The organism is Gemmatimonadaceae bacterium, assembly GCA_035533015.1.
Classification (GTDB): Bacteria; Gemmatimonadota; Gemmatimonadetes; order Gemmatimonadales; family Gemmatimonadaceae; genus JAGWRI01.
Genome location: DATLUQ010000013.1, coordinates 154,168 through 167,245 on the forward strand (window position 1 = coordinate 154,168; position 13,078 = coordinate 167,245).

A 13,078-nucleotide genomic window follows, 5' to 3' on the forward strand; every position below is an offset into this window, starting at 1 on the left:
CATGCAGACCAGCGCGGAACTGCTCCTCCTGCTCGTGGTGCTCACCAACTTCGCGGTGCTCGGCACCTCGCGGCTGCGCACGTGTATCCGCGCGGTGGCGGCGCAGGGCCTTCTCCTCGGCCTGTTGCCGGTGGCGCTCGCGTCGCACCTCACGTTGCACGTGGGGAGTCTCGCGGTGGGGACGGTGCTGGTGAAGGCGGTGATCCTGCCCTGGTTCCTGCTCTGGGCCATTCGCGAGGCGGCCGTGCGGCGCGAGGTGGAGCCGCTGGTCGGGTTCATCACCTCGCTGCTGCTGGGTGCGTTGGCGCTCGCCCTCGCGTTTGCGATCTCGGCGCGACTTCCCGCCGGCGACGTGCGCGAGCCGCTGCTCGTGCCCGTCGCCTTGGCCACGGTGATGATCGGATTGGTGGTGCTCACCACGCGGCGCAAGGCGCTCACGCAGGTCGTGGGCTACCTGATGCTCGAGAATGGCATCTATCTCTTCGGCCTCACGCAGACGGAGAGCGTGCCGTTCCTCCTGGAGCTCGGCGTTCTGCTCGACGTGTTCGCCGGCGTGTTCATCATGGGGATCGTGGTCTTTCACATCAACCGCGAGTTCGATTCGCTCGATTCGGCGCGGCTGACCGAGCTCAAGGACTGATGCGCCTGATTGCGTTGGTCCTACTCCCGGTGCTCGCCGCCGCGATCACCGGCGCCGTGCCGTCGCCGCGGGTGACGCGGTGGCGCGTCGCGGTGTTGGTCGGCACGGCGGCCGTGCATCTCGCCATCACCGCGACGTTGTGGGGCGCCCCAGGCGGGAGCGCGATCAACGGGTGGCTCGGCGACGATGCCCTCGGGCTCATCGTGCTCACGCTCACCAGCGTGCTGTTCTTCGTGACGGCGATCTACACCGTGGGCTACCTGCAGCGCGCGACGCCGCGTGGGGGCCGCGTGTTCGTGAGCGGCCTGCTCGGGTTCCTTGCCGCGACCACGGTCGTGGCGCTCAGCCAGCACCTGGCCATGCTGTGGGTGGGGCTCGAGGCGACGACCTTGACGGTGGCGCCGCTCATCTTCCACCGGCACGATCGCCGGTCGTTGGAAGCCGTCTGGAAGTACCTCGTGATCTCGTCGGTGGGCATCGCGCTGGCATTGCTCGGGATGTTCTTTCTTGCGAGCGCGCAGCACGGCGTCACTGGCAATCCGCTGATCCTCGGCGACCTCGTGGCGCACGCTCGCCAGTTGCAGCCGGCGTGGCTGCGCGCTGCGTTCCTGTTCCTGCTCGTCGGCTTCGGCACCAAGATGGGGCTCGCCCCCATGCATACATGGAAGCCGGATACCTACGGCGAAGCGCCGGCCCTCGTGGGCGGGCTGATGGCGGGCGCGCTCACCAGTTGTGCGTTCCTCGGCGTCGCGCGCATCACAGAGATCACCATGGCGGCGGGCCTCGGCCCGTTCGTGCAGCCGGTACTGCTCGGGTTCGGGCTGCTGTCGCTGGCCACGGCGGCGGCGTTCATCATCGGGCAGGGGGATCTCAAGCGATTGCTCGCGTACTCGAGCGTCGAGCACATGGGCCTGCTGGTGCTCGGGCTCGGCCTGGGCGGCGTGGGCGCGTACGGCACCGTGCTCCATCTCGTGAACAACGGCCTCGCCAAGGGCTGGCTGTTCCTCGTGGCTGGCAACGTGGTGCTGGCCACCGGCACCTCGGCGGCCGCGGGCAATCGCGGACTCATCCGCACGCTTCCGGTATCCGGCGTGCTGCTGGTGGCCGGCCTGTTCGCGGTCACCGGCTCGCCGCCGTTCGGCTTGTTTCTCAGCGAATTCACCATCCTCCGCGCCGCCGTCAACGGCGGACACCTGTGGATCGCCGTTGTCACGCTGCTGCTGCTCGCCGTGATCTTCGTTGGGATGGCCATGCTCATCCTGAACATGGCGCTCGGCGAACCCGAGCCTGGCGTGCCCGTGGTGCGCGAAAGCCCGTGGCTGGTGGCCGGTCCGATCGCGCTGGCGGGCGCGGTGCTGCTCCTCGGATTGTACATCCCGGCGCCGCTGCAGCGCGCGCTGGTGCACGCGGCCGCGGCGCTCGGCGGGAGGGCGCCGTGACAGCGTTCAGCGCGCTGGGCCTGCGCAATCGCCGCGCGGTGTCGTTCGAGGCCGTGCCGACGGAGTCTGTCGACGACTTTCGCCGCACCGTGATCGTGGCGGTGCGCGACGGCTGGCGGGTGGTCGCGCTGTTCGGCATGCCCGAAGGGAGCGACCGGACGCGCATCGTCGCCGTGCTCGCCGACGACACGCGCGGCGAACTTGGCGCGACGAGCACGGTGGTCGGCGATCGCTATCCTGCGCTCACGCCCGAGTGCCCCCAGGTGCACGCCTTCGAGCGGGAGATCGCCGAGCAGTGTGGCGTGACTCCCGAGGGCCACCCCTGGCTGAAGCCGCTGCGCCGGCATCTGCCCGATCATCGACCGCCGGCGCGCGCCGAGGTTGTGCTCGATCCCGAGCGCCATCCGTTCTTCCGCGTCGAGGGTTCCGAGGTGCACGAGGTGGCGGTGGGTCCAGTGCACGCTGGCGTGATCGAGCCGGGGCACTTCCGGTTTCAGGCCCACGGCGAGGAAGTACTGTTCCTGGAGATCATGCTCGGCTACCAGCATCGGGGTGTGGAGCGCCTGTTGGAGACGACGACCGCGGAGCGCGCCGTGCTCGTGGCGGAATCCATCGCCGGCGACACCGTGATTGGCCACGTGGGCGCCTACTGCGGCGCCATCGAGGCGCTGGCGCGTTGCCGGAAAACGCCGCGCGCGCAGGCGATCCGCGGCATCGCGCTCGAGATCGAGCGGCTGGCGAATCACATCGGAGATCTGGGCGCCATCGCAGGCGACGTGGCGTATCAACCGGCGGCCGCCTATTTCGGCGCGCTACGGGGCGAATGTCTCAATCTGTTGATGACGGTGTCCGGCAATCGGTACGGTCGCGGGTTGATCCGGCCGGGCGGGGTGAGCTGGGACCTCCCGCCGGAGATGGCGGCCGAGATGCGTTCGCGACTCGAAGTGCTGCGTCTAGAATTGGAGCCGGTGGCAGCGCTGATGTTCGAGAGCGCGTCGGTGCAGGCGCGCCTCGAAGGGGTGGGGGCGGTATCGCACGACCAATGCATCGAACTGGGATTCGTGGGGCCGGTTGCCCGGGCGTGCGAGGTGGCGCGCGACGTGCGGCACGACCATCCGTACGGAATCTTCAGGTTCGCGCACATTCCCGTGGCTACGGGATGGGCGGGCGACGTCCACGCGCGCGCGCTGGTCCGGTGGCACGAGGTGCGGCGCTCGCTGGAGTTCGCGATCGAACAGCTCGGCGCGCTACCTCGGGGCGAGACGCGTATCCCGTGTGGTCCGCTGCGCCCCAATGAACTCGTCGTGGCGTTGCAGGAAGGCTGGCGCGGCGAGTTGGCTCACGTGGTCGTGACCGACGATCGGGGCGCGATCCGCCGCCATAAGGTGGTGGACGCGTCGTTCCACAACTGGCCCGCGCTGGCCGCGTCGATGCCGGGCAACCAGATCTCGGACTTTCCCCTGTGCAATAAGAGTTTCAATCTCTCGTATGCCGGCCATGATCTCTAACGCCACGTGGCGCGCGCGCGCCGGAGAATGCCGATGTTCGATCTGCTGAGAACCCGAATGGCGCAGGGGATGCGCACGTCGCCGTTCCCCGGGCGCGACGTGGAGTTTCCGGACCGGTTCCGCGGCTTGCCGGTTCTTGAAGCGTCGCCTGGTGGTGCGCCACTGGACGTCGGCGCTTGCCTGTTCAGCCCCGAGGAGGCCGGCACCGGCGCCGGCGGCACCGTGCGCTACACGGCGGACTACCGCATGGCCGCGTCGAGTCGCGCGGCGCTCGTCTCGAGCACGGGGCAGGTGGAGCTCGCGGGGGCGCTGGACGCCGAGATGCGCCGGTTGTTCGGTCGCTCGCTCAAGCTCCGGTCCGTGGTGGCGGGTAGCTGTGGGGGCTGCGAAGGGGAACTCAACGCGATGAGCAACGTCGTGTTCGACATGGCGCGGTTCGGGGTGCAGTTCGTCGCCTCGCCGCGGCACGCCGACGGGCTCGTCATCACGGGCGCGCTGAATCGCAACATGCTCGCTGCCGTGCGGAAGACGTACGAGGCCACGCCCAGCCCGCGACTCGTGATCGCGGTCGGTGCATGCGCCATCGCGGGTGGACCGTTCGCCGGCAGCCCCGAGGTCGGCATGGATCCGGACCTGCCCATCGACCTGTACGTGCCAGGCTGCCCACCGCACCCCCTCACGGTGCTCGACGGTCTGCTGCGTCTCCTCGGCCGTATGCCCCGCGAACGCGTGCATTCGAGCGGTTGACGCGGTGGCTGCGCGCGAAGGCATCGCCGCATGAAAGATGGGGGCCCCTTCGGGGCCCCCATCTTTCATGGTCGCGCAGGGACTCGAACCCCGGACCTCTGGTATGTGAGACCAGCGCTCTAACCAGCTGAGCTACGCGACCGGAGCATGCCGAGCGGCACGCAGTCCGGAAAACCTAACCGCGCGCCGCGGCGGATGGTAGTGCGGTGCCTGGAGGCGGCCGTCGAGTGGGGCCTGCAGGATTCGAACCTGCGACCGTTGGATTATGAGTCCACTGCTCTAACCAACTGAGCTAAGGCCCCGACGATTCAGAAACATCACACCCGAGAACGCCGTAGACAACTCCGGGATGCGCTTGGCGGCAGCGTCTCCGGCTACGCCACCGGACGAGCGCCCGATTGCTGCAGCGCCGCTCCATACGGTCGGAATCCCACGCGGCGCACGAGGATCCACCCCAATCCCAGTCCGGCGCATGCGATCAACAGGTTAGTCACGTCCATGAACCGGCCCGAAACCACGGAGTGCCCAGCTTCGATAAGAACAGCGAGCCCCACTCCGGACCACAGATGCGACCAGCGACCGGCCAGACGGAGCGGCCACACCGCCAGGAGGCCACCGAGGGGGAAGTACAGGAAGAACTGTTGTGCGATGTGCAGTGCGCTGAAGACGTCCACGCGTCCGGCAAGCGCTTGGAGCGGCACGAGGTGGCCCACCGCGAACTGCGCGGCGATGGCGCGACCGCTCGTTTCCAGGATGAAGGGCCGCCATCCCCACAAGGCCAGGATCACGCCGTAGGCCCCGAGCGCGGCGCGGGCTCGCGCCGGACCACGCATTGTGCGCGAGAGTGGCGCGAGCCAGCGATGCGCCGCCCACGCACCCACGCTCCACGCCATGGCGTGCAACGCGGCCGCCTCCCAACGGATCGGGAGCCTGATGAACCCGTGCGCGAATTCGGCGGCGAACATGAGACCTGAGCCAACCGTGGCGACCCTGGGCCAGGCCGCGCCGGCCCCGCGCTCGCTGAGCATCACCACGACCAGGAAGCCCGCCGGCGCGAACAGCAGGAAGTCGGTGAGTGGAACGTGGGACAACGAGAGCGGCAGCGACGCATGCAACGCATCGCGCAACCAGGCCATCGGGCCACCCGGAATGTCCGGCAATTGTTCGCTGGTGAAGAGCGGCGTCACTGCCTCACACAGTGTCGCGATCACATACGGCCCTGCCAACAGGAAGGCAGGGATCCCGAGGTACGAGCGCGACCGCTTGTTCCGGCCGATCTCCGCGATTACCTGGGCCACTGCCAGTGCCCCGACGAACGCCCCGAACGTATTCGTCGCCAGGTCCACGATGCTCGCGGTGCGGGTGGGCGAGAAGACCTGCGTCGCCTCGACGGTCGCACTGAGTGCGCAGCCGACCAGGACCGCCTTCCGGACTTCGGCGCGGATCGCGCCCGACGCCGACGTCGCCACCCAGACCGCCCCCAGCCCCGCGAAGAGTGCCACGTTCCGCAATCCGTCGATCGCGTCGCGCCATCCCAGGCTCGGGTCCAGTGAGCGCGCGAGCCTCCGGGACGCCGCGGATAGGTCACCTGAGAGGTGGAGATCCGTCAGCGTCGCAAGCGCCACCACGGCCACGTACGCGATGCGCGCCGTTCGGTAGACCCGGGCGGAGACGTTCGTCGTTGTTATAGAAGCTCCACGTTGGGCACGAGGGCGATCATCGGTGCCCCTGGCGCTCGACGAACGCATCGTATGACGCCAGCACTTCTTCGCCGGTCACGGTGGCGGCGCCAAGTTTGCCCACCTCGACTCCGGCGGCGAAGTTGGCGATTACCGCTGCCTCGCTCGCCGTCGCCCCCGCCGCCAGTGTGGCGCCAAGATACGCCGTGACCGTGTCGCCGGCGCCCACCACGTCGTACACCTCGCGCGCCACAGTCGGGATTCGCAGCACGTTGCCATCGTGCGAAATGAGCGCCATGCCACGCTCGCCGAGCGTGAGCAGCAGGTGGTCCACGCCCAGACGGGCGAACACCTGGGGCAGCGCCCGCGTTTCATCGAGACTGATCTCGGCGCCCAGGGCGGCCTCCAGTTCGCGGAGGTTGGGTTTGAACACGGTCGCGCCGCGATACGCGAAGAAATTGCGGTACTTGGGATCGACGACGATGGGAATGCCGCGCTCCCGCGCCCACGTCATCGCCTTGGTGATCACCTCTGCCACCAGCACGCCCTTGTTGTAGTCCTCGAGCACGAGCGCATTGGACGCGGCGATCGCCGAATGCACGGCGTCGAGCAGGCGGTCGATCTCCCCGCGTCCGAGATCGGCGTCGTCCTCCTCGTCCACCCGCACTAGTTGCTGCGAGCGCGCCACGACGCGGGTCTTGGTGGTGGTGGGACGGCCGACGTCCACGAGGTGGTCAGACTCCACCGACATCGCGTCGAGCATCGTGCGAAGCGTGGATCCGGCTGCGTCGGTGCCCACCGCACCCACCAGATGGCAATGGGCGCCGATGGCGCAGACATTCTGCGCCACGTTGGCGGCCCCACCCAGCGCATAGCGCCGCTCGCGCACACGCACCACCGGCACCGGCGCCTCGGGCGAAATGCGGTCGACGTCGCCGACGAGATAGATGTCGAGCATGGCATCGCCGATCACGGCCACGCGTTGCGAGGGGGCCTCGGCGAGCAGCGCGGCGAGTCGGTCGCGGGAGATGGACAGGGGCATGGGGCAGAAATCTACGATGGCGGGCGGTGGACGGCGAACCGAACGCGGCGAAACTGATAACCGAAGCCCGCTGCCGTGCGCTGGCACGTGGGACATCTGCGCTCTGAGCCCGTGGGTGCAGCGACGAGCGGGGCCCTGGACAGAATATGCCCGTCCGCCCACCCTTTGTCCGCATGTCCCCTGCCGTCGTCCTCGCCATGGCCGTCCTCGGCATCTCGTTCGGCGGACCGCTCACCCGCCTTTCGGGTGCGCCGGCGCTCACCGTGGCCGCGGGTCGGCTGGGGTTCTCGCTCGTCGTGGTTGCCGTTGCTCTCGTGGCCACGGGGAGCTGGCGGCAACTCCGCACCCTGGGCCGGCGCGACCTACTCGTCGGTCTCGGCGCGGGCGGCATGCTCGCCGTGCACTTCTGGTCGTGGAATGCATCGCTGAACCTCACCACGGTGTCGGCGTCGGTGGTGCTGGTGGACATGCAGCCGGCCATCGTCGGGTTGCTGTCGGTCGTGTGGTTGCGTGAGATGCCGACCCGCCGCCAGTGGGGCGGGATCGCGATTGCGATGGTCGGCGCGGTCGTCGTCACCCTTCCCGATCTGATGCGCGAAGGGGCGGGCGTGGGTGGCCGCGCGCTGTTCGGCGACGCGCTGGCGTTCGTCGGGGCCATCGCCGGCGCGTGTTATTTCGTGGCCGGTCGCAAGCTGCGCGCCACGCTCGACCTCTGGCCCTACGTGGCCGTGGTGTACGGTGCGTGCTTCGTGGTGCTGATCGCGGCGGCGCGGGGCACGGGCGTCGTGCTGCTGCCGCAGCCGCCGCGCCAACTCGTCATCTTCGCCGCGCTGGCGCTGGGACCCATGCTGCTCGGACACACGGGCCTGAACTACGCACTGCGCTATGTGCCGGCGTACGTCGTGAACCTGGCACTCCTCTGCGAGCCCATCGGCGCCACGATCCTCGCGGCGCTGATTCCCAGCATCCACGAATTTCCCAACTGGGGCACGGTAGCGGGCGGCGCGCTGGTGCTATTCGGCATCGCCAGGGCCACCACCCGGGGCGCGCCTCCCGCAGTGGCCGACGCCTGACGCCTGACGGGCGCTTCGACAGGAGGAGCGGGCCGGCCGGGGTTATCTTTCGGGAGCGGCTTTCCTCTCGCGAACCCCTCTTCCCACTCCCGGCATGGCCGAGCTGCACCTCGATATCGCCGTCACGCGCGGCGACAGCACGGAATCGCTCCACCGCGTGCACGCCGCGGTGGTGCGCCCGTCTGGCGAGCTGGTGGCATTCGCCCGCGATCCCGGGCTGGTCACCCACTGGCGTTCGTGCGCCAAACCGTTCCAGGCGATGCCGCTGGTGGAGGCCGGTGGCTTCGAGGCGCTGGGATGGGGTGAGGAGCGGCTGGCGCTCGCCTGCGCCTCGCATGGCGGAGAGCCGGAGCACGTGGCGATCGCCGCGGCGATGCTCGCCGACCTGGGCCTGGTCGAGGGAGACCTGGCCTGTGGCCCGCACGAGCCGCTATCGGCGCGCGGGGCGCAACTGTTGCGCGACGCTGGTCAGACTCCGACGCGGCTGCACAACAACTGCTCGGGCAAGCACGCGGCCATGCTGGGTCGGGCCAAGACCGCGGGGTGGAGCACTGCGGGCTACCATACGGGGGCGCACCGGGTGCAGCAGGGGTGCCTCGCCTCGGTGAGCCGCTGGTCGGGGGTCGACCGCGACGCCGTCGGCTGCGCCGTGGACGGCTGCGGTGTGGTCGAGTATTCGTTATCGCTAATAGGCATGGCGACGGCGTATGCCCGGCTGGGGCAGGCGGCGGTGGACGGCGCACCGGGCCCCGCCCAGGTGGTCCACGCGATGGGGGCGCACCCCTTCCTCGTCGGCGGCACGGACCGGTTCGACACGATCCTGATGGAATTGACCGCCGGCCGGATCATCTGCAAGGTGGGCGCCGAAGGGGTGCACTCCGCCGTGAGCCTTGACCGCGGGGTGGGCGTGGCGATCAAGGCCGAAGACGGGGCGGGCCGCGCGCAGTATCCGGCGCTCCTCCGCGTTCTGCAGATGGTCGATGCGCTCCCGGCTCAGCTCCCGCCGCGACTGGCGGACCTGGCGCGTCGTCCGATCCTCAACACGCGGGGCGAGTTGGTCGGTGAGATCCGGCCGGTCGCCTGACGGCGCGCGATTTTGCGCCTTGCCCCGTGGAAACGATGACAACTCCTGCCCGCCGCATCGATACTCTGGTGACACTGGACGAGCCCACACGGCGGCTCGTGCGGTTATCGGCCGTGGTCACGGCCGGGAGCGAAGCGGAGCAGCGGGCGGTGATTGCCGCAGTGGTGGAGACCGTGCCGCCGCGCTGGGTAGAAGAGTTGTTGCTGCAGTCGTATCTGTTCGCGGGGTTCCCGAGGGCGCTCAATGCCATGCGGGAATGGCGGCGGGTGCACCCTGAGCCCGCCGCTCCACCGCCGGCCGGCGCACCGGACGAATGGCGCGCCGCCGGCGAACACACGTGCGCCATCGTCTATGGCCAGTTCTACGACCGGTTGCGGGACAACATCCGACATCTGCACCCGGCGCTCGATGAATGGATGATCATGGAGGGTTACGGGAAGGTGCTCAGCCGGCCGGAACTCGACCTCGCGCGGCGCGAGTTGTGCATCGTCGCGGCCTGCGCGGCCGCAGGGCAGGACCGTCAACTCCATTCGCACCTGCACGGGGCGCTCAATGCAGGTGTGGCGCCCGACGTGGTGTCGGCAGCCATCGAATCGCTCGATGGCGTGATCGGCTCTGATCTGCTCGAAACGGCGCGGCTGCTCTGGGCGCGCGTCCAGGGGAAATAGCATGTTCATCGATCGTGCAGTGGTGAAGGTCGAAGCGGGCACCGGCGGGTCCGGGCAGACCTCGTTCCGCCACGAGAAGTTCGTGCCGATGGGCGGGCCCGACGGCGGCGACGGCGGACGCGGCGGCGACGTGTTCGTGCGCGCCGACGCCAACCTGTCGACGCTCCTCGATTTCACCTACCGTGATTTCTGGAAGGCCGACCGCGGGCAGCACGGCGAGGGCAGCAATCGCACCGGAAGGTCGGGCTCCGACATCGTCCTCCCCGTGCCCCCGGGAACCGTGGTGCGCGACCTCGATGCGGGCGAGTTGCTCGGCGAGGTGCTCGAGGATGGTGATACGCTCCTCGTGGCCAAGGGCGGCCGCGGCGGCAAGGGGAACGCGTTCTTCGTGACCGCCACGCACCAGTCGCCGCGAGAATGGCAGCCGGGCGAGGAAGGTCAGACGCGCACGCTGGAGTTGGAACTCAAGCTGATCGCCGACATCGGGCTCGTCGGGCAGCCCAATGCCGGCAAGTCCACGTTGCTCTCCGTCATCTCAGCGGCGCGTCCCAAGATCGGCGACTATCCCTTCACCACGCTTGCCCCCAACCTGGGCGTCGTGCCGCTGAGCGGGCACCGGACGTTCGTCGTGGCCGACATTCCCGGCATCATCGAGGGCGCTCACGACGGCAAGGGTCTCGGACTGCAGTTCCTGCGGCACATCGAGCGTACGCGCATTCTCGCGTTCCTCGTTCCCATCGATTCCATGGACTGGCAGGTCGAGTACGATCAACTCCGCTCGGAGATCGCCGCATACTCACCCGAACTCGCCCTCAAGCCACACTGCGTCGTGTTCACCAAGATGGACCTGTGGGGCGACGACCCGGTGCCCGATATCGACGCGCCGGGTGCGTTCGCCGTGTTCGCCATCAGCGCGGCCAACCGCACGGGGCTTGAAGACCTGCTCGCTGGCTGGTGGGCGAAGACCCTCGAACTGAAAAAGGCCGTTGCGCCCAAGCGGGAGTTCTCCGACCTCCTCTGAAGCGCGCGCGGCGCTTGCGCTCTCGATGATCGACGGCATCGGGTGCGCAACCTTCCAGCAACTGATTGCACGATTCGGGTCCGCCCAGCGCGCGTTGGATGACGCCGAGTGGGCGCCGCAGCGTCAGGCGGCCGTAGCCGCTGCGGACTGCGCGCTGGGTGATGCCGCGCGCTCCGGTATGGAACTGCTCGCGTGGGGAGATCCCGCGCTCCCCGCGTCCCTGCGCGAGCTGAATGACGTACCGCCCGTGCTCTGGGCGTTGGGGGACCTCTCGCTCCTCGATGATCGTCCCCGTGTGGCCATCGTCGGGACTCGGCGCGCGACGGCGTACGGCACCCGCGTGGCCCGCGCGTTGGCCGGCGCTTTTGCCCGGGTCGGTGCCTGCGTGGTGAGCGGCCTGGCGCGCGGCATCGACGCCGCGGCGCATCGCTCGGCCCTCGACGCGGGTGGCACCACCATCGCCGTACTCGGCACCGGCGCCGACATCGTGTATCCCGTCGCCAACGGCACGTTGCACGGCGAAATTGCCGAACGCGGCCTGCTGCTCTCGGAATATCCGCCCGGCGAGCGCGCGAATGGCGGATCGTTTCCGCGCCGCAATCGCCTCATCGCCGCCCTCGCCCCGCTCACCATCGTCGTGGAGGCGGGGGTGAAGAGCGGCGCGCTCATCACGGCCGGCTACGCCACCGCCCTCGACCGCGTGGTCGCCGCCGTGCCCGGTCCCATGGACCAGCCGCAGAGCGAGGGCGCCAACCTTCTCATTCGCGACGGGGCGCACATCCTCGCGTCGGTGGAGGACGCGTTGGCGCTGCTCGGCCTCACGCGTCCGGTCCGGCTGCCGCCGCTCGAACCGGGGAGCGACGAGGCCGCAGTGTGGAACGCGCTCGGGCAGGGCGACGCCGATCTGGACGCGCTGTGCGCCCGATGCGCACTGCCCGCGCAGCGCTGCATGGCGGCCGTGACCGCGTTGGAGATCGCCGGGGCGGTGGAGTGCTCGATGGCCGGCGACGTGCGGCGGCGCATCGGGTAGCATGGCTGCCGCCGTATATTCCGGCGTGCTTCCCCGACATCTCTACGTCCACGTGCCGTTCTGCGCCAGGCGCTGCTCCTACTGCGATTTCTCGATCGCCGTGCGCGCCGTCGTGCCGGCCGGGGATTTCGCGCGGGCCGTCGCATCGGAACTGCGGATGCACTACCCAGGCAGCGAGCGCTGGGAGTTGGACACGCTGTACTTCGGAGGGGGCACGCCTTCCAAACTTGGCGGAGAGGGCGTGACCCAACTGCTCGACCTCATTCGGGGGCGCGTCACGCTCGCACCCGATGCCGAGGTCACGCTCGAAGCCAACCCCGAAGACGTGTCGCCCGCATCGGTCCGCGCCTGGCGCGCGGCCGGTGTCAATCGCCTCTCGTTGGGCGCGCAGTCGTTTGACGATCGCGTGCTCACGTGGATGCACCGCACGCACGACGCCGGGGCGATTCCGCGCGCCGTGGAGACGGCGCGCGCCGCGGGATTCTCCGACGTGTCGCTCGACCTCATCTTCGCGCTTCCTGATTCTCTCGAACGCGACTGGATTCGCGATCTTGAATCGGCGCTGGCGCTACGTCCTACGCACCTTTCGTTGTACGGCCTCACCGTGGAGCCGGCCACGCCTCTGGCGCGGTGGCGGGCCCGCGGCAAGGTCCACGAGGCGCCCGAAGAGCGATACGAGCGCGAATTCCTGGCCGCCCACGAGATCCTGGCCGCGCACGGGTTGGCGCACTATGAGGTTTCCAACTACGCGCGACCCGGCCACGAAGCACGCCACAATGCCGCCTACTGGCGCGGCGTTCCCTATGCGGCTGTCGGACCGTCGGCACACGCGTTCGACGGTGGGCGTCGCCGTTGGAACACGGCCGCATATGCGGCCTGGCTCGACCACGTTGCGGCGGGGCGCGATCCGATCGAAGGCGAGGAGCAGCTGACCGAGGATTCCCGCGCGCTGGAACTGGTGTACCTGGGGCTCCGCACGGCCGGGGGCCTCCAACTGATGCCCGGAGAGAGTGACTTCCTGGAGCCCTGGGTGGCCGCGGGGTGGGCGGAAATCGATGCGGATGGCACACTTCGGCTCACCCCCCTCGGCTGGCTCCGACTGGATGCGCTCACCGAACACTTGACCATTCGTCGAAGTCGTTACTAG

At 69.2% G+C, this 13,078-nt stretch carries 12 protein-coding genes and 2 tRNA genes; 10 read left to right on the top strand and 4 right to left on the bottom strand.

Annotated features, from left to right (window positions below):
- The first annotated feature begins 1 nt into the window (after position 1).
- From VNF92_02870 to VNF92_02885, 4 genes are read left to right on the top strand one after another with little or no spacing between them, the layout of a single operon-like run.
- Complete coding sequence (locus VNF92_02870) at positions 2 to 640, top strand: NADH-quinone oxidoreductase subunit K (GenBank protein HVA56807.1); 639 nt, start codon at positions 2 to 4, stop codon at positions 638 to 640.
- Entirely contained in the window at positions 640 to 2,079 is a 1,440-nt protein-coding gene (locus tag VNF92_02875; GenBank protein HVA56808.1) for a proton-conducting transporter membrane subunit, read from the top strand. The genes VNF92_02870 and VNF92_02875 overlap by 1 nt, the downstream gene beginning before the upstream one ends.
- Entirely contained in the window at positions 2,076 to 3,587 is a 1,512-nt protein-coding gene (locus VNF92_02880) for a hypothetical protein (GenBank protein ID HVA56809.1), read from the top strand. Before VNF92_02875 ends, VNF92_02880 begins: the two co-directional genes overlap by 4 nt.
- A 33-nt stretch (positions 3,588 to 3,620) precedes the next feature.
- Positions 3,621 to 4,334: a hypothetical protein gene (locus tag VNF92_02885; protein HVA56810.1), complete on the top strand. Its 714-nt coding sequence runs from the start codon at positions 3,621 to 3,623 to the stop codon at positions 4,332 to 4,334.
- Between the two features lie 68 nt (positions 4,335 to 4,402).
- Here the strand turns inward: VNF92_02885 and VNF92_02890 are convergent.
- The 4 genes from VNF92_02890 to rfaE1 all read right to left on the bottom strand — a co-directional run bounded on the left by VNF92_02890 (position 4,403) and on the right by rfaE1 (position 7,055).
- Positions 4,403 to 4,476, bottom strand: a tRNA-Val gene (locus VNF92_02890).
- Positions 4,477 to 4,562: 86 nt separating this feature from the next.
- Positions 4,563 to 4,636, bottom strand: a tRNA-Ile gene (locus tag VNF92_02895).
- 72 nt (positions 4,637 to 4,708) lie between these two features.
- Positions 4,709 to 6,082 (bottom strand): VanZ family protein, encoded by a 1,374-nt coding sequence (locus VNF92_02900; GenBank protein HVA56811.1) that lies wholly within the window; start codon positions 6,080 to 6,082, stop codon positions 4,709 to 4,711.
- Complete coding sequence (gene rfaE1 / locus VNF92_02905) at positions 6,051 to 7,055, bottom strand: D-glycero-beta-D-manno-heptose-7-phosphate kinase (protein HVA56812.1); 1,005 nt, start codon at positions 7,053 to 7,055, stop codon at positions 6,051 to 6,053. The genes VNF92_02900 and rfaE1 overlap by 32 nt, the downstream gene beginning before the upstream one ends.
- A 173-nt stretch (positions 7,056 to 7,228) precedes the next feature.
- Between rfaE1 and VNF92_02910 the strand changes: the two genes are divergently transcribed.
- From VNF92_02910 to hemW, 6 genes are all read left to right on the top strand, one after another.
- Entirely contained in the window at positions 7,229 to 8,128 is a 900-nt protein-coding gene (locus VNF92_02910) for a DMT family transporter (protein ID HVA56813.1), read from the top strand.
- 94 nt (positions 8,129 to 8,222) lie between these two features.
- A complete protein-coding gene (locus VNF92_02915; protein HVA56814.1) occupies positions 8,223 to 9,212 on the top strand; it encodes an asparaginase in 990 nt (329 codons plus the stop codon).
- A 35-nt stretch (positions 9,213 to 9,247) separates the two neighbouring features.
- The gene (locus VNF92_02920) at positions 9,248 to 9,880 is read left to right on the top strand and encodes a carboxymuconolactone decarboxylase family protein (GenBank protein ID HVA56815.1); all 633 of its coding nucleotides are present in this window, start codon (positions 9,248 to 9,250) and stop codon (positions 9,878 to 9,880) included.
- A 1-nt stretch (position 9,881) separates the two neighbouring features.
- Positions 9,882 to 10,901: a GTPase ObgE gene (obgE, locus tag VNF92_02925; GenBank protein ID HVA56816.1), complete on the top strand. Its 1,020-nt coding sequence runs from the start codon at positions 9,882 to 9,884 to the stop codon at positions 10,899 to 10,901.
- A gap of 25 nt (positions 10,902 to 10,926) precedes the next feature.
- The gene (gene dprA / locus VNF92_02930) at positions 10,927 to 11,931 is read left to right on the top strand and encodes a DNA-processing protein DprA (protein ID HVA56817.1); all 1,005 of its coding nucleotides are present in this window, start codon (positions 10,927 to 10,929) and stop codon (positions 11,929 to 11,931) included.
- A 1-nt stretch (position 11,932) separates the two neighbouring features.
- The gene (hemW, locus tag VNF92_02935; protein ID HVA56818.1) at positions 11,933 to 13,078 is read left to right on the top strand and encodes a radical SAM family heme chaperone HemW; all 1,146 of its coding nucleotides are present in this window, start codon (positions 11,933 to 11,935) and stop codon (positions 13,076 to 13,078) included.